This is a genomic window from Nonomuraea sp. NPDC059023, from assembly GCF_042740095.1.
Lineage (GTDB): Bacteria > Actinomycetota > Actinomycetes > Streptosporangiales > Streptosporangiaceae > Nonomuraea.
The window spans coordinates 67,992-87,808 of record NZ_JBHYIO010000045.1 but is presented as its reverse complement, the minus strand read 5'-3'; the positions used below and the strand labels follow the sequence as shown (position 1 = coordinate 87,808).

The 19,817-nt window shown below is 69.2% G+C and carries 15 protein-coding genes, 1 tRNA gene and 2 pseudogenes; 11 read left to right on the top strand and 7 right to left on the bottom strand.

Annotated features, from left to right (window positions below):
- Positions 1 to 973, top strand: a 973-nt coding sequence (locus ACFWYW_RS49520; protein WP_379641319.1) for a 3-deoxy-7-phosphoheptulonate synthase, incomplete at its 5' end; no start/stop codon positions are given.
- Positions 974 to 990: 17 nt separating this feature from the next.
- Positions 991 to 1,611 (top strand): DUF2461 domain-containing protein, encoded by a 621-nt coding sequence (locus ACFWYW_RS49515; protein WP_379627276.1) that lies wholly within the window; start codon positions 991 to 993, stop codon positions 1,609 to 1,611.
- A gap of 18 nt (positions 1,612 to 1,629) precedes the next feature.
- Here ACFWYW_RS49515 and ACFWYW_RS49510 read toward each other — a convergent pair whose 3' ends face one another.
- Together ACFWYW_RS49510 and ACFWYW_RS49505 are read right to left on the bottom strand one after the other, a co-directional pair.
- A complete protein-coding gene (locus ACFWYW_RS49510; RefSeq protein WP_379627278.1) occupies positions 1,630 to 2,394 on the bottom strand; it encodes a carbonic anhydrase family protein in 765 nt (254 codons plus the stop codon).
- A 26-nt stretch (positions 2,395 to 2,420) separates the two neighbouring features.
- Complete coding sequence (locus tag ACFWYW_RS49505) at positions 2,421 to 2,816, bottom strand: alpha/beta hydrolase family protein (RefSeq protein WP_379627280.1); 396 nt, start codon at positions 2,814 to 2,816, stop codon at positions 2,421 to 2,423.
- 1,001 nt (positions 2,817 to 3,817) lie between these two features.
- Between ACFWYW_RS49505 and ACFWYW_RS49500 the strand changes: the two genes are divergently transcribed.
- Positions 3,818 to 3,891, top strand: a tRNA-Pro gene (locus ACFWYW_RS49500).
- Positions 3,846 to 4,550 carry a hypothetical protein gene (locus tag ACFWYW_RS49495; protein ID WP_379627302.1) on the top strand — a complete coding sequence of 235 codons (705 nt, stop codon included), beginning with the start codon at positions 3,846 to 3,848 and terminating at the stop codon, positions 4,548 to 4,550. Before ACFWYW_RS49500 ends, ACFWYW_RS49495 begins: the two co-directional genes overlap by 46 nt.
- Here the strand turns inward: ACFWYW_RS49495 and ACFWYW_RS49490 are convergent.
- The 4 genes and pseudogenes from ACFWYW_RS49490 to ACFWYW_RS49475 all read right to left on the bottom strand — a co-directional run bounded on the left by ACFWYW_RS49490 (position 4,545) and on the right by ACFWYW_RS49475 (position 5,475).
- Positions 4,545 to 4,724 (bottom strand): hypothetical protein, encoded by a 180-nt coding sequence (locus ACFWYW_RS49490; RefSeq protein WP_379627304.1) that lies wholly within the window; start codon positions 4,722 to 4,724, stop codon positions 4,545 to 4,547. The two genes, ACFWYW_RS49495 and ACFWYW_RS49490, sit on opposite strands and share 6 nt — an antisense overlap.
- A gap of 23 nt (positions 4,725 to 4,747) precedes the next feature.
- Positions 4,748 to 4,867, bottom strand: a pseudogene (locus ACFWYW_RS49485) (hypothetical protein); the annotation flags it as partial.
- 88 nt (positions 4,868 to 4,955) lie between these two features.
- Positions 4,956 to 5,089, bottom strand: a pseudogene (locus tag ACFWYW_RS49480) (hypothetical protein); the annotation flags it as partial.
- Positions 5,080 to 5,475 carry a hypothetical protein gene (locus tag ACFWYW_RS49475; protein ID WP_379627281.1) on the bottom strand — a complete coding sequence of 132 codons (396 nt, stop codon included), beginning with the start codon at positions 5,473 to 5,475 and terminating at the stop codon, positions 5,080 to 5,082. The gene ACFWYW_RS49475 and the pseudogene ACFWYW_RS49480, both read right to left, overlap by 10 nt.
- Before the next feature lie 566 nt (positions 5,476 to 6,041).
- Here ACFWYW_RS49475 and ACFWYW_RS49470 point away from each other — a divergent pair.
- Genes ACFWYW_RS49470 through ACFWYW_RS49440 form a run of 7 tightly spaced genes read left to right on the top strand, consistent with a single transcriptional unit; the run spans position 6,042 to position 16,849 of the window.
- The gene (locus ACFWYW_RS49470) at positions 6,042 to 8,591 is read left to right on the top strand and encodes a lanthionine synthetase LanC family protein (protein WP_379627283.1); all 2,550 of its coding nucleotides are present in this window, start codon (positions 6,042 to 6,044) and stop codon (positions 8,589 to 8,591) included.
- Positions 8,588 to 9,388 carry a GNAT family N-acetyltransferase gene (locus ACFWYW_RS49465; RefSeq protein WP_379627285.1) on the top strand — a complete coding sequence of 267 codons (801 nt, stop codon included), beginning with the start codon at positions 8,588 to 8,590 and terminating at the stop codon, positions 9,386 to 9,388. The genes ACFWYW_RS49470 and ACFWYW_RS49465 overlap by 4 nt, the downstream gene beginning before the upstream one ends.
- A 25-nt stretch (positions 9,389 to 9,413) precedes the next feature.
- The gene (locus tag ACFWYW_RS49460; RefSeq protein WP_379627287.1) at positions 9,414 to 11,159 is read left to right on the top strand and encodes a hypothetical protein; all 1,746 of its coding nucleotides are present in this window, start codon (positions 9,414 to 9,416) and stop codon (positions 11,157 to 11,159) included.
- Complete coding sequence (locus ACFWYW_RS49455) at positions 11,152 to 12,795, top strand: alpha/beta hydrolase family protein (RefSeq protein WP_379627289.1); 1,644 nt, start codon at positions 11,152 to 11,154, stop codon at positions 12,793 to 12,795. Before ACFWYW_RS49460 ends, ACFWYW_RS49455 begins: the two co-directional genes overlap by 8 nt.
- The gene (locus tag ACFWYW_RS49450) at positions 12,783 to 13,331 is read left to right on the top strand and encodes an NAD(P)H-dependent oxidoreductase (RefSeq protein ID WP_379627292.1); all 549 of its coding nucleotides are present in this window, start codon (positions 12,783 to 12,785) and stop codon (positions 13,329 to 13,331) included. The genes ACFWYW_RS49455 and ACFWYW_RS49450 overlap by 13 nt, the downstream gene beginning before the upstream one ends.
- Positions 13,324 to 15,081: an ABC transporter ATP-binding protein gene (locus ACFWYW_RS49445; protein ID WP_379627294.1), complete on the top strand. Its 1,758-nt coding sequence runs from the start codon at positions 13,324 to 13,326 to the stop codon at positions 15,079 to 15,081. The genes ACFWYW_RS49450 and ACFWYW_RS49445 overlap by 8 nt, the downstream gene beginning before the upstream one ends.
- Positions 15,074 to 16,849: an ABC transporter ATP-binding protein gene (locus tag ACFWYW_RS49440; protein WP_379641318.1), complete on the top strand. Its 1,776-nt coding sequence runs from the start codon at positions 15,074 to 15,076 to the stop codon at positions 16,847 to 16,849. Before ACFWYW_RS49445 ends, ACFWYW_RS49440 begins: the two co-directional genes overlap by 8 nt.
- Here ACFWYW_RS49440 and ACFWYW_RS49435 read toward each other — a convergent pair.
- Positions 16,843 to 19,548 (bottom strand): AAA family ATPase, encoded by a 2,706-nt coding sequence (locus ACFWYW_RS49435; RefSeq protein WP_379641317.1) that lies wholly within the window; start codon positions 19,546 to 19,548, stop codon positions 16,843 to 16,845. The genes ACFWYW_RS49440 and ACFWYW_RS49435 overlap by 7 nt on opposite strands.
- Positions 19,549 to 19,817: the final 269 nt, after the last annotated feature.

Genomic DNA, 19,817 nt, shown 5'->3' with positions numbered 1-19,817 from the left:
CGACTGCGCCGAGCGCTTCCGCGAGTCCGGCCCGTCCGACGTGCGCGCGAAACTCGCCCAGCTGTACGGCCTGGCCGCCACGATCACCGCGAGCACCGGCGCGCCCACGCTCCCGCTTGGCCGCCTGGCCGGCCAGTACGGCAAACCCCGCTCCGCCGCCCACGAGATCACCGCCGACGGCACCCTCGTCCCCTCCTACCGGGGCGACGCCGTCAACAGCCCCGCCGGCGACCCCGGCGCCCGCCGCCCCGACCCGGAACGCCTGCTGCGCGCCCACCGCTGCGCCCGCGCGGTCCTACGCGTGGTGCGCGAATCCTGGCCCGGCCGCCCGCCGCTCGAACGGGCCTACGTCTCCCACGAGGCGCTGCTGCTCGACTACGAGCGCCCGCTCGTACGCGACGGCTACGCCGCCTCCGCCCACTCGGTGTGGATCGGCGAGCGCACCCGCCAGCCCGACGGCCCGCACGTCGCCTTCGCCCGGTCCGTCCGCAACACCGTCGGCGTCAAGCTCGGCCCCGCCACGACCCCGGCCCAGGCCGCCCGGCTCAGCCGCCTGCTCAACCCCGACGCCCTGCCCGGCAGGCTGCTGTTCATCGTCCGCCTGGGCAGCACCCGGGTCCGTACCCTCCTGCCGGAGATCGTGGGTGAAGTCGGCAGGCGGGGTATGCCGGTCGTGTGGCTGTGCGACCCGATGCACGGCAACACGGTCCGCATGGGCACCGGGCCCAAGACCCGGCCCATGGAGGCGATCCTGGAGGAGGTCACGGCATTCGTCAGCGTCCTGCGCGCCCGCCACCGCCACCCGGCCGGCCTGCACCTGGAGATGACGCCCGACGACGTCACCGAGTGCATCGCCACGCCCGCGCCGTGCGCGCGGGCACCGCGCCTGCCGCGCTACCGCACCGCCTGCGACCCCCGCCTCAACGCCGCCCAGGCTGCCGAGGTCGTCGAACGGTTCGCCGGACTGCTCTGAAACGGAGGAAACCCACCGTGCCCCTGACCGCCAAGGCCTTCGACTTCTACAAGCAACTGGAAGCCGACAACACCAAGGAGTTCTGGCACGCCCACAAGGACGTCTACGAGCGGGCCGTACGCGAGCCGCTGGAGGAGATGCTGGAAGGGCTGGAGGACGAGTTCGGCCCCGCCAAGCTGTTCAGGCCCCAGCGCGACACCCGCTTCAGCACCGACAAGTCGCCCTACAAGACCAGCCAGGGCGTCACCGTGGCCGCCGAGGGCCACACCGGCTACTACCTGATGCTCGGCGCCGACGGCATCCACGTCGGCGGTGGCTTCCACGCCTTCGACACCGACGACACCCGCCGCTACCGCGAGGCCGTGGACGGCGAAGCCGGCGAGAAACTCCGCACGATCGTCGAGCGCCTGGAGAAGAAGGGCTTCTCGCTCGTGGGGGAGCGGGTCAAGACACGGCCACGCGGCTACTCCGCCGACCATCCGCGTATCGACCTGCTGCGCTACAAGTCGCTGGGGGCCGAGAAACGCCTGCCCAAGTCGAGGACGACCGGCGGCGGGACGCTCGGCGCGGTCCGCGACGCCTGGCGCGACGTGCGACCGCTGCTGGAGTGGCTGACCGGCCCCCGCGCCTCTTCCTAGACACGGGGGCCGGGGCGGTCAGTGCCGGTAGATGTTCGGCGGGATGGGGTTGTCCTGCAGGGGACGCCTGTTGCCGTGCTCGTCCCACAGCTCGCGGACGCCGGCGATGTGGCGCGGGGTGGCGGAGCCGGGCTGCCGGAAGACGATCCAGGTGACCGGCTTGTCGTACTCCGGCGTGGTGAGCGAGCCGGTGTAGCGGTAGAAGGCACGCCTGCCGGGGGACGGCAGCAGTGCCGTGGGGTTCACGCCGTGGACCCGCCTGGTGGCGCCGACCGTGGAAGGCGGCTCGCGCAGGAGGACGTCGTGCTGCGACCAGCCGTCGCGCCGGGCGTTCACCAGCACCGACAGGACGAGGTAGCCCTGGGCGGGCCCGGCGAGCTCGTGGACCAGATGGGCTTCCAGGGGCGCGAAGCCCTGCCCGGCGAACCTGTGCTCGGCCGGGCCGTGGTAGTGCACGTTCAGCAGGGTGTAGGTCCTGCCGCCGAAGACCACGTGGGAGGCGGAGCCGTTGGGGAGGAAGCGGATGTCGTCGTGTTCACTCGGGGCGCCGCCCAGCGGCTCCCTGTCCTGAAGGGTGACGATGCCGTCGACGACCGGGGCGTAGGCGATGGTGAGGCGGGGGTGGACGGCCGGGCACGCCGACGCGGCGTCGATCTCGACCGGGCTGTCGACGGCGGCGTCGGTGCCGGTGCCGGGACAGGCGGGGGAACGTGCCTGGGCCGAAGGGGCTAAGAGCGCGGGGACCACGAGGGTGATCGCGGCCATTAATCGGGCGATGCGCATGTACGACCCTTTCCCTGGTTTTTCCGTCAGAGGTGACGTTGCCACCAGTCAAGGATGGCGTCGAATCGGGCAATTCGCCGGCTGGGCCGGCCCGAACGAGACATCTCATGGCCTTCATCGGGAAACAGCAGCATCTCCGTTTCAACGCCGCGCAGCTTCAGCGCCACGAACAGGCGCTGCGCCTGCTCCACCGGCGCCCGCCAGTCGTGTTCGGAGTGGATGATCAGCATGGGGATGGTGATCCGGTCGGCGTGGGTCAGCGGGCTCTGGGCGGCCCAGGTGGACGGCTCGCCGTACAGGTCGAAGGGGAAGGCCCAGCCGATGTCGCTGCTGCCGTGGAAGCTGTCGATCGCGTTGAGCGCCCGCTCGCTGACCGCCGCGCGGAACCGCTCCCCGTGGTGCGCGGCCAGCCAGGTGGTCATGAAGCCGCCCCTCGTCACCCGGATCGGCGCCCACGAACACGAGCCCGCCGTCCGGGCCGAAACTCGGCTGCGCGGCCGAGAGGGCCGTCCGGGTCACCCGGCGCAGCCCGGTGCCGTCCGGCGAGCACACCCACACGTCGCTGAAGAAGTCCTCGCCGCGACCGGGATGGCGGGCCGCGCCGAAGGCCAGCAGGTCCCCACCCGGACTCCAGGCGACCCCGCGGTGATCGAACTCGCCCTCCGTCACCTGGACGGGCGGCGCGTCCCCGAAGGGATCGACCACGAAGACCTGCGCGTACCCGTCGTCCGTGAACCCGGCCCCGTCCCAGCGATAGCGCAGAGCCGTGATCCGCCGCGGCCCACGCTTGGCCTCGTCTGCTCCCTCCACCGCGCCCCTCGCATCCGCGCCCCTAGCGTCCGTGCCCCTAGCGTCCGCGCCCCCCGCATTTGTGCCCCTCGCATTTGCGCCCCGAGCTTCTTTGACCTCAGCGATGAAGGCCAGCCGCGACGAGTCCGGGCTCCAGGCCGGTTCCGCGGCGCCGGACGGCTGCACGGTGACCCGCCACGACTCCCCACCCGCGACCGGCATCACATGGACCTGAGGCTCGGCCCCCGGCCCCGAACGCAGGAACGCCAGCCACACCCCGTCCGGCGAGTAGACCGGCGCACTGTCCAGCGGCCCATGGGTGAGCCGCCGAGCCCGCTCGGACCCGTCGGTGGGAACGACCCAGAGCCCGCCCCGGTAGGCGTCCGCCTCCAGATCGGGGCGGGTGACCGCGACCACCGCATGGCGCCCGTCAGGCGAGACGGCAGGCGTACCGAGAACCTGAACCAGGGAAATATCCGAAGGTTTCATGACTGACCCCTTACCCTCGACCGCTGCCCGGATGACCTTGTTCCCACCCCTCCGGGCCTCGCCGTTAATGGCGCAGAGAGGTCCGTCACCCGTGATAGTGTTTTCCACGCAAGGCCGCACGGAACGAGCTTCCAGCAGGGCCTGGCGGGACGTAGCGCAGCTTGGTAGCGCACTTGACTGGGGGTCAAGGGGTCGCAGGTTCAAATCCTGTCGTCCCGACTGCGAAGTCGCAGGTCGGAGGCCGTATTCGAGAGATTGGGTGCGGCCTCTTCCGCTTCTGGGGACCAGTTTTCGCACCATGGACTGTCACCGGCCCCGTCCTGGCGCACCTTGACCGCTGGTCAAGCTGGGCGGCTTCATCACCACCAACCGCATCTCACCGCCGGGAGCCATCCCGGCGTCCAGTCCGCCGGACGCCATCTCATCTGATCCCGGCACGCCCCGCCACCAACTCGATACCTACGCCTCCCGACGCGGTAAGCACGAAGTCATGGTGCGCGGCGCCTTCGCCAACGTCCGGTCGTGCAACCAACTCGGCCCCCGGCACCGAGGGCGGCCTCATCCCCGGCTTCCTGGCCGCCGGCAGGATCACCACCCTCTACGAGGCCGCCCTCGCCCACCAGCGGGCCGCGACCCCGGCCGTGGTGCCCGCTGGCGAGGGCTACGGCGCCGGCTCCTCCCGCGACCGGGCCGCCAAGGGCCCCGCGCTACTCGGCGTCAACGCCTTTCTCGCCAAGTCCTTCGAGCGCATTCACCGCTCCAACCTGGTCGGCATGGGCGTCCTCCCGCTGCGGTTCCTTCCCAGCGAGTACATGAACAGCCTCCAGAAGAGGGTGACGTTGGTTGAGACGGGGTCGGGTCTCCTGCTGGGTCTATGAGTTCGTCAGCGATTCCGGTGGAGCGGATGTGCGGCTTGGCCGGGTCTTCATGCCATCGCCGGGGTAGAAGTCCGGGCGCGGCGGTTGGTTGTAGCCGGCGTTCTGCCAGGCGATGGCCAGCCGGTAGATCGGATCGTGCATCAGCGTGCGGATCGGGAGCTCCGTCGGGGCCATCGTGATCAATGCTGCCAAGATCGTTAAATGGGGCCGAAAGTCGCCCGTAGGTGGGCCAGAACCCGGAACCCAGTGGTCAAGAGTTCCCGCCAGTCGCCGAACAGGTCCGTCTGCAGCGACGGGTTGGCCTTGGTGTCGTTGTTGGAGGAGGCACTTCATCGGCGGCCTCCTCGCCCACCTCCCCACGTCGCTGCGCGGCGGGTTATGGTCCACGGTGTCCATCGCCGCCCCGGTCCGTCTGTCGAAGAGGGTCAGGTATTCGGGCCCGAGCAGGATGATCCCGAGCTGTCGCGGTGGTCCGCGAGTGGATCGCCGATCACCTTGCCCTGAGCATCCACGGTTCCGTCGGCCGTCTTCAGCGCCACTTCGGCCCGGCCGTCGTTGTCCAGGTCGTACACCACGAAGGGCGAATAGTCGGCCACCTCGGTGTAGTGCCCGGTCCTGATAACGCCGCCTTAGCCTCGGCCGAGGCCGACCGCAGCTTTCTCCCCGATGATGTAGTGATGTTGCCGGTGCGCAGGTAGCGGCGGTTCATCTCCGAGACGAACCCGCGAGCCCCCACCCGCACCGAGATGCCGACGCGGGGATCGCAGCGGTGGCCCTTGGACTCGCCGAAGGCACGGCACGTGCTGGTGGTGTCGAAGAACAGTAGATCCACTTCCAGATTCAACAGGGTGGCGCCCTGGTCGAAGACCTTCTTCTCGATCGCGCCGGTCACCTCGTGTGGCCAGTCCATCGCCGTCCGGTCCACTGGTGGACGGTGAGTATGCGTCCGTCTGGCGCCAGATCAACGGTGGAGATCTCCGAACGCGACAGATCAATCGGGCTTATCTATTCGCGGCTTTCCTTCCTGGCTAACGTCTCACGCATCGTGACAGCTCGGGAGGAGGTGAAAAGAGGATGCCGAATGTTCTGACTGCCGCCGATCTGCTGCAGATGGGATACATCGACGACCCGCTCCTACTGGAAGACGTGTCGCTCTGCTCCGTCTGTACCGACACCTGTCGGTACTCGAAGTGTTCGGTCACGTTGACGGACTCAGAAGATCCGGGCTCCTGAAAATAACGTCGCCCCGATATTCAGAGAGGAGGTGAAAAGAAATGTCGAAGGTTCTCACGGCTGCCGATCTGCTGCGAATGGGGTACGTCGACGACCCGCTCCTGCTTGAGGACGTGTCGCTGTGCTCCGTCTGCACCTCCACCTGTCAGGGCTCCACGTGCTCGGTCACGGTTAAGGATTCTGACGACGGAAGCTAGAAAACGCGTTGCCCCGGGACCGCTCCCGGGGCAATCAAAACTGACCTTGAATGGAGGGGAGATGCCCACGACAGCACGGCTTCTGACATCGGATCCGCTGCGTGAAGGGGCGCGTAGGCTCGCGGCCGACTGGACGGGATCCTATCTGCTGACCGGTTCCGACTGGTGGTGGAACTTCGAGCCGCTCGTCGATCGCCCGTTCCGTCGGCAGGGCTGGAAGGTGCATGTCAGTGCGGTGCCCGCGACGGCCACTCAGACCATGCGCCTGGTCGCCGGTGTCGTCATGCCACGTGGGCTGCGGTGGAAGGTGATCAAAACGATCGGCCGGCTGACCGCGCAGGGCACACCGCCGGCCCCGGTGACCCAGGTGGGCAAGTTCATCACCGTCTACCTCGAGGACGAGAGCTCCGTCGCCGAGGTGGCGGAGGAACTGCACGCCGTCACGGACTTCTACGACGGTCCTGTCGTGCCCAGCGATCACAGGTATCGGCGCGGCAGCAACGTCTACCTGCGTTATGGCGGGTTCTCGACACCGATGACCTATGGGACTCCAGACCAGATCAGGACCGCGATCCTGGTGGACCCGGACGGCGGGCAGAGTGGCGACAGGCGGGCGCCGGGAGAGGTCGCCCCGCCCTGGATGACCGATCTGCCGGTGCCGGCGGAACCGTCGCCGGCGCGTTCCGGCAGCGGTCTGTTCGGCCGCGACATCCACGTGGTCGCGGGTCTTCGGCAGTCGGCGCGCGGCGGCGTTTACCGGGCGATGTGGAATGGCGAACAGGTCATAGTGAAAGAGGCTCGCATCGGCACCTGTGTCGATCTGCTCGGCCGCGACGCGCGCACCCGATTGCTGAACGAGTGGAAGGTCCTGCAGCGGCTGAAAGGCACCGGTCTTGCGCCGGAACCCCTCGATTTCTTTGTCGAAGAGGACAACGCCTACCTGGTTGAGGAATTCATTCCCGGCGACACTCTGCGTAAGGTTGTGGAGAGCAGCAATTATCACGGCGATCCGGACCCAGACGAGTTGCTGTCGATCTGGCGGAAACTACCGGGTCTCGTGGCCGAGGTTGGCGCGCACGGTGTCTCCATGCGCGACCTCAGCCCGAATAACATCCTCGTCGACGGTGAGCGTTGTGTGTTCATCGATCTGGAGCTTTCCATCCTGCCCGAATGGGCCGAGCCGCCATTCGGCGGCTGGACGCCCGGCTACGCACGAGACAACGACGACGGCAGATCCCCCGAGGACGCTCTCGAACTCGCTCTTTCCGGCATCGCCCATTTCATCCTGACCGGCATCGATCCATACCTCGGCGCCTCACAGAGCTACGCGCCGCATGTCGACGGCGTCCTGGCGGAGTACGGACCTCGCGCAGCGGACTTCGAACGGGTGCGCTCCAGGCTCGGGGCCGGTGCGTCCGCCGTTGACCGGGACCGGATCCTGGCCGAAGCGGTGGCCACCGGCGAGGATCTGGTGCGCAGAACCGAGTGGGATCGCGGGCCGTGGCCATGGCAGGAGAAGTGGGCACCCGGCGCGCTGCATCCGGCCTCGTTCGCCAGCGGGACGCTCGGCATCGTCCGCTTCTACCTGGACCTGTGGCACGCGTCGCACGACAGCGTCTGGATCCGCCACGCGGGTGAGTTGCTGGCCTGGACCTATGACAAGGCTCCCTTCGTGCCCGGCCAGACCCCGGTAGGCCTTCACATGGGCGTGGGTTCGATGCCCTGGCTGATGGCGGAGATCGCCACCATCGACGATCAACAGTCGGCGCTGTGGCGAGACCGGGCCATCGAACTGGCCGCCGAGTTCGCCGCGGTGAAGCTGGACTTCAGCGACATCACGCACGGCCTGCCCGGCATCGGGCTGACACAGCTGGCCGTACTGAATCTGACCGGCGACGAAGGCTGCCGGGAGGCAGCCAGGCGGATCGCGCACGAGCTCGTGCGCGACGCGACGGATCAGGACGGGCTTCCGGCCTGGCCACGGGGGGACTACGGCTACTTCGGCTTCGCGCATGGCACTGCCGGTGTCGCGTACTTCCTGCACTCGGCCGGCCTCATGCTGCCGGACGCGGCGGCCGATGAGCTGGCGGCCGTGGCGGGGCGGGCGCTCGCGGCCGCGGCGGAGCCGACGCACGGCGGGCATGGCGTGACCTGGCCGCTCTGGCCCGGATCCACCACCCTGTGGACGCACTGGTGCAACGGCGCTGCCGGGGTCGGCGCCTTCCTGCTGCCGTCGTGGTCGGTCACCGGCGACGAGGCAGTTCTCGATGCCGCCGTGAAGGCCGGCCGTACCATCACCCACGGCAGGTCGTTCGGCACCTGCTGCCGCTGCCACGGCCTGGCCGGCGATGGCGACTACCTGCTGGATCTCGCCGCATACACCGGCGGCGAGGAGTTCCGCGCCGGTGCGGTGCGCATCGGAAGAAAGCTGGACGCCCTGAAGATCATGCAGGGCACGGCCGCCGTTTGGCCGCACGAAGGCGATGGCCTGCCGCGGCCCGGTTTCCTGCGCGGATACACCGGCATCCACTCCTTCATGCTGCGGCTGGCCGGCCTGCTCGATCAGAGCCCGCTGATGCTGCCTCGTTCGATTGAGAGGAAAATCCCATGAGCATCACAGAATCGGTTGAGTTGGTCCCCTACTGGGAAGACGCGTACCGGGCGGTGGTACGCCGCAGCGACAAGACGGTTTTCGCCTGTACGGTCACACCGCAGGAGTCGGCCCCGTGGTTCGTCACCGAGTGCCTGCCGCAACGTCGTGATCATGAGCTGAGCGGGTGGCTGCTGTCCGTCTGCGACCGGCTGACCGCCGTACACGGCGCGATGGCGACCATCGCGGTCCATCCGGCGTTCCTGGAGGCAGAACTCACGGCCGCCGGTGCCGAGCTGTTGCGGCGGATCGTGCCGATGTGGCTGGCGCTCGACGAGGACCTGTTGCTCCTCCACAGCAAGGCGCTGCCCGGTGGATACCGATTCCAGCCGCTGGACCCGGCCGCCGACACCCCGGATACTCTTGCGAACCTGAGCCCCGAGTCCCACCGCGCCGCTGATCGTCAGGTCTGGCACGAGGCTTTGTCGGGCTTCTGCGGCACGCTCATCCCGGAAGCGAGCTTCAAGGTCGTCCATGACTCAGGCCCCTGTGCGGCGATCGCCATCACGGAATACCACGGCAGACCGCTGGTCGGGCACATCGTGACGGAGTCGACTCGGCGCGGCGCAGGCCTTGGCCGGGCGCTCCTGGTCGAGGGCCTGCGAGGGCTTCTGTCAGCGGGGTACACCGACTGCCGGCTGAACGTCGAGGAGGACAACCGGATCGCGCGAAGGCTGTACCGCTCGGTCGGCTTCATCCAGGACAGGCAGACGCTCCGGGTGAGCGTCATCAGAGAACGGCCGGCCGATGCGGCCTAGTCATCGGTCACCCGAGCTGGAAATCGTGACCGGCCCGTCGTCGGAACTGAGATCGCTGGTCAGCGGGCTCAACCGGCGAGCGGACATCAGGTACTACCTGACGGCGGGCACCGGCGAGTTCTGGCGACCGTCCTGGGCTTTCACCACGCCGAAGGGTGACGGGCCAGATCGGTCTGCCGTCGCGAGCATCCTGGACTGTGCCGGGGAACGGGCCGCATTCGCCGACCAGGAGGTCCAGGCGATCGAATCCTGGATCGCCGCACCGGGCAGTGCGCAGAAGCGCCTCGTGCTGGAGACCATCGGCGCGCCGAGCCAGGACGATCTGGCGTTCTGGCAGGCCTGCCGGCTGCGCCTGCGGAGCACCCGCGCCACGATGCTGGTACTGCGGCACGATCCCGGGCCGGCCCAGGGCGGGCAGGCGCAACCGCAGGCCAAGGAGATCCTCCTGGGGCTGCTGCTGTCGGGAGGGTACGCATGGGCGCGCGAGTTCGACCGGTGGGCGGCGCTCCGGCGCTGGGACGCGTCGGTGATCGAGGCGTGCACCTCCACCCGTGACACTACGAGCGGACGGCTGTACACCTACGCAGGGCTGCGCGAGAAGGCCCAAGCCTGGCACGTGTTCGAGGCATCCGCGCCGGCCACCGTAGAGGAACTGGCCAGAATGGTCGTCGCCACCCAGGCGGACCCGCTGCTCGCGTCGGCGGCGCTGGTCTCCGACGTCTGCCTCGCGCTCGCCGCGCTCAGCCCGCTGGCCTGCGCCGAGGCCGCCGCTCATCCACGTGGCATCGCCAGGTACGGCAGGCAGCTGTTTCACCGTGGCCGGCATGACCGATGGAAGCGGATCGAGAAGGCCACAGCCGCGACGTGCTTCCTGGCCGCCGTCCTGGTCAACCGGAAGCGGATCACACCGGCCACCGCCACGGCGATCCTCAACCTGACCGAGCACCTGGGTGTCGACGCCGACGTCCGATCACTGTTCGCCTACACACTCGGCCAGCGGTTGGCCAAGGACGATCACGAGGATGACTGGACGGCGAGCATCAGGTGCTTCGACTACGTCCACGCCTGCCATCGGGCCCACCCACACGACTACGTCGGTCTGGACGCCACCCGGCACGCGGCCGCCTACAACGGGGCCGCGCTCGCGCACCTCCGGCTGGGTGATCACGCCGGCTCGATCGAGGCGGAGCTCGCGGCTCTCGACGCTCTGGCGGAGCCGGGGGTGCTGGAGACGGGCCTTTACGAACAGCAGGTCCTCGTCCTGGCGAATCTGGGCCGGGTGTACGGCCAGACCGGCCAGACCCAGCAGGCCCTGGACTGTTACCGGCTGAGCTGGCGAATCGCCGCCGAGGACGACTCTCTCGGTGGACTGGCCCACGCCGGCGCCGGTCTGGTGCGGCTGCTGGTCGAGGCGGGCGAGTTCGGCGAGGCGGAGCGCGTCACAGCCGACCTGCTTCGCAGTTACGACAGCGCCGAAGGACCCGGCAGGCACATCGAGCGTGCGGTCGTCGGATCATGCTGGGTGCTCGCCGACCGCAGCCTGTCCGCCGGCGACGTGCGGTCGGCCGCCGAATGGTATGCGGAAGCCGTACACCGAATGACTCCGGGCAGGCCGAAGGTCATCGAGAGCATCATCCAAAACCTCGGCCGCCACGCAGAAGCGGGACCGGTCATGGAGGTCTTGGAGACGGCATTGGCCGAGCACAGGGCAACGGCGGCCGATCTCGAATCGCTGCGGGGGTTGCTGGAGGAGCGTGAGGCTGATGACTGAGATTCACGCCTGGAGTGCCAACCAGGACAGGACGGCGATCGCGGTCCAGGAACCTGACCGGCGGATCGCCTGCTGGTCGCTGAGTGAATCGGGTCAGGTTACCGCGCCGCTCGCGAATGGGCGATCGGTCGGCTGGGAGCTGCTCGGCTGGGCCGGTCCCAGCCTGCTCGCACTCTGGCGACGGCAGGATCAGGGAAGCGAGCTCAAGATCGTGAACGTCGGCGACAGCGCCGTCGAGCCGCTGCGCCACAAGGTTCTGGGCCGTCCGATCCACTGCGGTATCGGGAGCACAGGCGAGCTCGAAGTCCTCGTCGCGATCTCCGATGGCGAGCAGACGATGCTCGGCCTCCACCGCCCGAAGGCAGATTCCTACCTGATGGTGGACGGCGCGGAGGGCTTCAACCGGATCGCCGCCTGGGACGCCTCCCAGGGGTTTCTCGCCGTCAGTCTCGTGACCGGCCTTCGGCTGTATCGCTATGAGGAGGCGGCCTTCGTCGACCTGGGCATCGACTTTCCAGGGAGCGCACGCCCGCTGGACGCGACGGAGCGTCGTGCGGGACTGATCGGCTTGACCGGCCGCGACCAGGCGGGCCGGCCGATTCCCGGGCTGCTCGATCTGACGGTGGGCACCGTGACCTGGTTCCGCGACCACGCCGGCTACTCCTGCGCCGAGATCTCCCCCTCAGGTGAGCGCGTGCTCGCGGTCGGGTGGGCGGATGAGCAGCACGCCTATCGCGTCCTGGACACCTGCGGCCACCTGGCCGCCGAGCCAACCCGTCCGCCCGGCCTCACGACCGGCCTGACGTTCTCGCGGGACGGCCTGCATCTGATCGGCCGGCACGAGTCTCCCGTGCAGCCGCCCGAGTTCGTGACCTGGAACTGGCAGGAAGTTGCGGCGCGTCCGCTATGCCCGACGTGGGAGCATTTCTGGACCAAACAGCGGATCCCCGAGTGGGTGTTCCAGCCGGACGCTCGCACTCACGGCGGCACGGTGCTGTTCCTGCACGGTGGGCCGGGTGGTCAACTCAGGCAGGGCTACGATCCAGTGATCGCCGCGCTGCTCGGCGCGGGTTGGCGCGTCGTCGGCATGAACTATCCGGGCAGCTCAGGGTACGGCGCGGAATTCGAAGCCGTGTCCAGGGGCGACTGGGGCGGCGCCGACGCCGCGGCGATCGAGTACCGGCTGCGTTCTCTGCGCGAGGAGTCCGCAGGACCTGTCTGCTTGTACGGCCAGAGCTACGGCGCCTATCTCGCGCTGCTGGTGGACGTGCGGCTCGCCGACCGGATCGCGGTGTGGGCGCCCGTGACGGATCTGCCCCTGTTGCTGGCATCGGCTGACGGGGTCCAGCGACGTTGGCTGGAACGCCAGCTCGCCGCCATGCGGTTCGACCCGTCGCTGATGCGACGGCGGAGTCCTGTCGACCGCGTGGCGGTGCTCGCCCGCCTGCCGCTGCTCATCGGCCACGGCAGGCTGGACGATCGCTGCCCGGTCGCGCAGTCCAGGCTCCTCGTACGGCGGCTGCCCGAGGTTCGTTACCTGGAAGATCCCGCCGCCGGGCACTCACCGTCGGATTGGCAGTGGTGGACAGAGGCTGTGGTGGCCCATTTCGAGGGCGTGATGTCGTGCGCCGGATAGCGGTGATCCATGCCGGCTGGGGCAGCCGTGACCTGGCGAAGAGGTTGCTCGACGCCGTGCGCGAGACCGACCAGGTGATCTCGTCAGGACGCGTCATCTCCGTGATGGACCTGGTGCCGTCGATGGGGCGGGCACTCGTGGGTGAAGCGTGGGATCCGCCGTTGCACGAGGCACGGCGGACGACCGCCGCCGCTGACGGTTTGATCGCCGTCACGCCGATCGTGCACGGCGCCTACAGCGGGCCCTTCAAGTCGTTCGTCGATCTGATGGGCACGGCGACGCTGGCGGGCAAGCCGGTGCTGATCGCCGCCTGCGGCGGCACGCAGCGGCACTGCCTCGCCCTGGAACATGTCGTGCGGCCGCTGTTCGTCTGCCTGCGCTGCGTTGTGCTTCCGACGGCGGTCTACGCCACGAGCGAGGAGGTCGATTCGACCGGTATCGGCGAGCGGATCGCACGGGCGGCGCACGAACTCGTCGACCAGATGGCGGCGCCGTGTGCCGGCGCACGACCGACGGCGGTGGTAGGCGGTGCGTAAGCGTTGGGCACTCTGGACTCTGCTGTGGCGGGCGCTCCGATGGCACCTGCCGATCGTCGGCGTGCTGGCCGTTGCCCAGGGGACGTTGCCGGTGGCAGCGATCCTCGCGTCCGGCCTGCTGATCGACTCGATACCGGCGGCACCGGGCCGAGCGCTCACCGGTCTCGTCCTGCTCGGCGCCGCCTCCCTCGCGAGCGCTGGATTGAGCGCGATGCTCGACTGTTACACGCAGGTGCTCGACGGCAGGTACGCCGAGACCCTTCACCGGACTGTCGCGCAGGCCACGCTGGATACGCCGGGGATCGCGGTGCTCGAGGATCCCGGCGTCGCGGGCGAGCTGGCCGCTCTGGAGGAGTTCGAACGCGTTGATGGCCACCTCGGCACGGTGGGCAACCTCCGCGCGCTCGTCACCCAGAGAATCACCGGCGCCGGTGCGCTTGTCGTTCTGTTCACGTTCGCCTGGTGGGCGCCGCTGGTGATGCTCGTCGGCTGGCGTGCCCTGAGCCACGGCATCGGCCGCTGGTTCGAACACGGGATGGCGCTTGGCTCGACCATCGGTGCCGCGCAGATGGGCCGCGCCAGGTACCTGCGCGGGCTGGCGGTCGAGCCGCACGCGGCCAAGGAGATACGCGTGTTCGGGCTGGGCGGCTGGCTGGTGGAGGCCTACGCCGAGACCTACATGAACGCCCTGCGAGCGATCTGGCGTGGGCGGAAGCTCGGCATGCGTACCATCCTCGCGGCGACGGGCGTGGTGACCGCGTCGCATGCGCTCGTACTGGGGATGCTCGGCTGGCAGGCGGCGGCAGGCATCGTCTCGGTCGCCCAGGTAGTCGTCTTCGTGCAGGCGGTGCTGGGCAGCAGCGCGCAGGGCTACCTGTTCGGCGTGGAGGTCCCGCTGGCCAGGGCCCGCCAGGTCGCCTGGCAGACCCTCCGGCTGGCGCGCAGGACCGCGGCGGCACCGCGTCCGAGGGGTCAACTCCCGCCCGGGCCGCTGGAGGTCCGCCTGACCGGCGTCCGCTTCACCTACCCGGCAGGTGACAAGCCGACCCTGGATGGCCTGGACCTGCGGATACCCGCCGGTCAGTCGCTCGCGATCGTCGGCGAGAACGGCGCGGGCAAGAGCACGCTGATCAAACTGCTGTGCGGACTGTACGAGCCGGACGTCGGCCGAGTTCGCGTCGGCGATGAGGAGCCGGTCTCCGCACGACACCGCATCGGGGTGATCTTCCAGAACTTCACTCGATATGAGCTCCCCTTGCGCGCCAACGTGGAGTTCGGAAGCCTCGGCGGCGGCGCCGAGGTGGTGGCCCGTGCATTGTCGGACGCGGGCGCGGACGAACTGGCGCAAGCGCTGCCGAGCCGGGAGGAGACCGTGCTCTCCGCCCGCTATCCGGGTGGCCAGGACCTTTCCGGCGGCCAGTGGCAGAAGGTCGCGCTGGCCAGGGCGCTCGCCGCCGTCCACGGCGGCGCAGGGCTGTTGATCTTGGATGAGCCCACCTCCAGCCTGGACGTACGGGCCGAGACCGAGCTGTTCGAGCGGTTCATGGAGTTCACCGAGGATGTGACCACCATCCTGGTGTCGCACCGGTTGGCGTCGGTACGGCACGCGGATCGGATCGTGGTGGTGGCCGGCGGCCGCGTGGTGGAGGACGGCACGCATGAGGAGTTGATGGCGGCAAACGGCCGGTACGCGGCGATGTTCGCCTTGCAGGCCAGTCGGTTCAACCTGGAGGGAGCGGGCCATGACTGAGTCATTGCCGGCGATCAGGCTGCTGGTGGGAACGGCGTGGCGGGTCGACAGGCGACTGACGCTGGCGGTGGCCGCCGAGCCGGTGGGCAACGCCGTCGGACTCCTCGCCGGGTTGTGGCTGGCGCTGGTGACCACCGGCGTTCTCACGCGCGATACGACACAGATCATCGTCGGAGTCGCCGGGCTGGTCCTCGGCGCGGGCTTGAGCTGGCAGCTTGACCTGTCGAGCAGCCAGTGGCGCATGACGCTGAGCGAGAAGGTGGGGCATGCGTTCGACGTCGAGATCGCGCGGATCACGGCGTCCCTGCCCGGCTTGGAGCATCACGAGCGCGGCGACTACCAGGACAAGCTGGAGCTGCTGCGACGAGGGCAGGGGCAGCTCGGCAGCTCGATGACCACGCTCGCGGTGGCGTTCAAGGCGGTGTGTGGCGGACTGACGGTCTTCCTGCTGCTGGTCGTCGTCCACCCGCTGACGCTGGGCCTGGTCGCGCTGGCGCTGCCGGCGGTCTGGATCGCGCGCCTGCAGCAGCGCTGGCGGGGGGGCGCCGAGGTCAGGTCGGCGACCGCCGGCCGGCTCGCGCGGCACCTGCGCGCCAAGGCCCACGATCGCGACGCCGGCATGGAGATCCGCGTCTTCGGACTGGCCGGCGAGATCCAGCGTCGCGCCTCCCGCGCCTGGACCGAGCACCGCCGCGTCCTGGAACTGACCGAGCGCCGAATCGAGTTGACCGGGCTGGGTCAGCAGGTGCTGTACGTGCTCGGCGTCGTCGGCGCCGTGGGGTTCGTGCTGGTCCGTGCGCTGCGCGGAGAGTCGCCGCCCGGCGACGTCGTCCTCGTCATCTACCTCAGCCAGCAGGTGCAGACCGCCGTGAGCTGGCCCATCCAGTCGATGCACGGGCTGGGAAGGACCCTGCGTACGACCGGCCGTTTTCTCTGGCTGCGCGACCACGCGGCCTTGGCCGTACCGCGGCCTGGTGGTCTGCCGGCACCGGCTCGGCTGCACACCGGCATCGTGTTTGACCGGGTGTCGTTTCGTTACCCCGGTAGCGACAACTGGGTGTTGCGGGACGTTTCGCTGACCATTCCGGCTGGGACCGTCATCGCCATAGTCGGGGATAACGGCACCGGCAAGACCACGCTCGTCAAGCTGCTGACCAGGATGTACGAGCCGACTTCAGGCCGTGTCCTCATCGACGGAGCCGATCTGGCAGAACTCGACGTGGTGGCCTGGCGGGAACGGCTGTCCGCGGCTTTTCAGGACTTCGCCAGGCTGGAGTTCACCGTCCAGCACAGCGTCGGAGCCGGCCGCCTGAGCAGGCTCGACGACCAGGCGGCTGTCCTGGAGGCGCTGGATCGCGCCGGGGGCCGGGATGTGCTGTCGCACCTGTCAGCCGGAACCGCGACGCAACTCGGCGTGCGCTGGGACGGAGCCGACCTGTCGACCGGGCAGTGGCAGAAGCTCGCTCTCGGTAGGGCCATGATGCGCACGGAACCGCTTGTGGTGTTCTTCGACGAGCCCACGGCCTCTCTCGACGCATCCACAGAACACGCGCTGTTCGATCGGTACGCGACGGCCGCCCGCGCAGGTGCCGCACGCGGACTGGTCACGATCCTGGTCTCGCACCGTTTCTCCACTGTCGGCTCCGCTGACCTGATCGTGGTCCTCGACGGGCAACGAGTCGCGGAATACGGGACGCACGACGAGCTGATGCGCACCGGCGGGCGCTACGCGGAGCTCTACACCATGCAGGCCCGCTCGTATCAATGAGGCTGTTCCCGGTCGAGCAGGTCGGCGAGTTGGGCACGCCGGGAGATGCCGAGCTTGGCGTATGCCTTGGCCAGATAGTTATTGACGGTGGTGACAGACAGCCCGAGTCGTTGGGCGATGTGACGGCTGCTGTGCTGGGCGGCCAGGACGGCCACCTCGCGTTCTCTCCGGGTGAGCACTGTGGCGAGCGGTTCGTGGGTCAGGAGCGGGGTGGTGGCGTCGGGACATCGAGCGCGCAGACGAACGGCCCGCTCTGAGATTACGGGAGCGCGGGCGCGTTGCCCGTTGTGACGGTAGGCGCGGTCTGCGGCGGTCAGCGCTTCGGCGGCCAACAAGTCGTGGCCGAGGGCGGCGAACGCTTCGGCGGCTTCGGTGAGTGGGTCGCCGTGCCCGGTATGGATGCCCGTGGCGGCACTGGCCAGCGCGATGGTCAACGGCGTCGCGAGCTGGTCGGCGAGCTGAACCAGGCGCGAGTGTTCGCCCCGCCCGCCGAGCCGGGTCGTGTCATAGCGTGCGGCGGCTTCGACGGCGGGAAGATCTGTTTCCTTCGCGATGTGGGCGGCCTTACGGCATATGGCCGCAGCGGCGGTGGTGTCTCCTGCCGAGGCCGTGGTCCAGGCCTCCCAGAGGTGAAACCAGGGGGCGAACAGGCGGTGGGCGGGGCCGGGCAGGTTACCGGCGCGGTCCAGCCAGGCGCGGGCCCGTGCGCTGTCGCCGCCGAGCGCGGTGGCGGCGGCCAGCGCGGTGTGGAAGCAGCGGGTGAGGCGGAAGATGTCGTTGCCGTCGAGGGCGGTGATCGCTTCGCGCAGAGATTCGCCCGCTTCGCCTGGGTGGCCTTGGGTGAGCAGGGCCACGCCGCGGCAGCCTGCCCAGAAGGCCGCCACCACGGGTTTGTGGGCATCGAGCGCGGTCTGGTAGTTGTGATCGGCGAGCCGGCAGGCGCGTGCGGCTTCGCCGAGGGCCAGTAAGGACAGCCAGCGGCCCAGATCCACCTGGACCGGAGCCCAGGGCAGGTCAGGCTGGGCGGCGTCGGCCAGAGCAACGCCGCGTTGACCGAGTCGTTCCGCCTCATCGGCCAGGCCGAGGAAGCCGGCGGCTGCGGCGCCGGCACCGGCGGCCCAGACAGCCGCCTGCTGGCTGGCCGTGTCCGAGGCAAGGACGCCACAGGCCAGCGCCAGAGCGGAGGCACAGCGAGCGTCGAAGAGCAGCAGCCACGCGCGTGTGCCGACAGCCAGGTCACCGTTCGGCTCAGTGGCGGCCGAGTCGAGGATCTCGTCGGCCTGGACCGCGTCGCCCTCGCCCCAGTACGCGCACATGGCGCGGGTGATCGCCCAGCGGACCGGGTCGCTTCCCCGCGAGGCAGACAGATGCTGGGCACCCTGGAAATTGCCGCGAAAAACCAGGATGTCGGCGAGCAACCCATCGGCCTCGGCGCCGGGCTGCGCGGTGCACACCATGCGGGCCAGCCGCTCGGCCGTCTCCAGATCGCCGCGATCCATGGCCTGCTGTGCGCCGAGCCGTACGATCTCGGGCCGGATCACCTCTTGGGCCCTGGCCTGCAACAGGGCCACACGCAGGGCGTCGTCGTGGCGGCGCATCGGCAGGGTCAGCTTGATCTCGGCGAGCCAGCGGCCGAGCCGCATCGACCGACTGACCGGCATCGCGTCCTGGAGCACCTCTCCGTACAGGGGATGCGCCAGGCGCAGCAGAACTCGGGCGCCGCTGTGCTCGATGACCGCCATCCCGGACGACTCGGCCGTCTCGATCGCGTGCTGTCCCGCCAGCCGTACGACGGTGGTCAGGCTCAGCGGCTCGCCGCACGCGAGCAGGTCCAGCACTAGGCGGGTGTCGGGGTCGGCCGTCGCCAACCGGCCGAGCACGATGTCGCGGATACGGCCGTCCGGCCGGAAACGGCCGGCGAACCGCCAGACTCCGTGTTCTCGCGCGAGTGTCCCACGGCCGCTCGCCTCCCGGAGGAGCTCGCGCAAGAGCATCGGGTTTCCGGATGCGACCCGCCGGATCCGGCGGCGGCTGAACCCCTCCAGTGGACCGGCCAGCACGCGATCGAGCAGCACATCGACCACGTCGTCCGGCAATGGGGCCAGCTCGATCCTGTGCACCAGGCCTTCCTCCCATAAGGCACTGACCGCGTCGCGCACCCGCTCCCGTCTACGGACGCTGATCACCAGGAAGGCCAGCCGCTGGTGAGCGAGATGCAACAGCGCCGCCGCCGAGCCGTCGTCGAGTAGATGGGCGTCATCGATTCCGATCACCACCCTGGCCTGTCCTGCCCACTCCCGCACCTGCGAGGTGATCATCGTCAGCGCCGCCAGCCGATCACCGTGAGAATGCCAGTCCGGCGGCAGCAGCACGGCCGCCGCCCCGAAGGGAATGGAACTCGTGGCATTGGTAGCGGCCGCCCAAACCGTCCGATGGCCATCCGAGGACAGGACAGACAGCGCCTCACGCACCAGACGGGTCCTGCCCACCCCCGCCTCACCGGCGATCACGACCCCAGCGGCCCGCCCGTCGGCGAAAGCCGACGTGATCTCCTGCAGTTCAGCCTCGCGCCCTACCAACGGCCACACCCGCATCGACGCCCCTCTCATCGCCCTCCGATTCTTCGAATCCGGGGCCTCGTTTGGATGTGTGACACCTTCCGCCTTTGCGGTTACGGCAACGGGGGCGAGTTCGAACATCTTGGCGATGATGGGCACCCTTCTGGCCCGCCCGTCCAGGTCCAGATGCTGGTATCGGCCATCTGAACCCCTGAGACCTCGCCGATGCGCGCGGCCGTACAGGCGGCGAACTTCACGGCATCGCCCCAGTCTCGGTCGTCTCGGCTTCGAGCCCGCGAAGGGCGCGATCATGTGCCCAAGTGCGTCCGAGGGGCACCATGAGCAGGACCGGTTCCGAGAAGCCGGCAGGTAGGCAGGAGGGCCTTCTGGTCACGGCGGACAGGGCGGCG

What these genes read in the sequence shown, in the direction of transcription:
- ACFWYW_RS49465 (WP_379627285.1), top strand. Translation starts at nt 8,588, where the DNA reads ATGAGCATCACAGAATCGGTTGAGTTGGTCCCCTACTGGGAAGACGCG.
- ACFWYW_RS49505 (WP_379627280.1), bottom strand. Translation starts at nt 2,816, where the DNA reads ATGACCACCTGGCTGGCCGCGCACCACGGGGAGCGGTTCCGCGCGGCG.
- ACFWYW_RS49470 (WP_379627283.1), top strand. Translation starts at nt 6,042, where the DNA reads ATGCCCACGACAGCACGGCTTCTGACATCGGATCCGCTGCGTGAAGGG.
- ACFWYW_RS49435 (WP_379641317.1), bottom strand. Translation starts at nt 19,548, where the DNA reads ATGTTCGAACTCGCCCCCGTTGCCGTAACCGCAAAGGCGGAAGGTGTC.
- ACFWYW_RS49510 (WP_379627278.1), bottom strand. Translation starts at nt 2,394, where the DNA reads ATGCGCATCGCCCGATTAATGGCCGCGATCACCCTCGTGGTCCCCGCG.
- ACFWYW_RS49490 (WP_379627304.1), bottom strand. Translation starts at nt 4,724, where the DNA reads ATGGCCCCGACGGAGCTCCCGATCCGCACGCTGATGCACGATCCGATC.
- ACFWYW_RS49440 (WP_379641318.1), top strand. Translation starts at nt 15,074, where the DNA reads ATGACTGAGTCATTGCCGGCGATCAGGCTGCTGGTGGGAACGGCGTGG.
- ACFWYW_RS49455 (WP_379627289.1), top strand. Translation starts at nt 11,152, where the DNA reads ATGACTGAGATTCACGCCTGGAGTGCCAACCAGGACAGGACGGCGATC.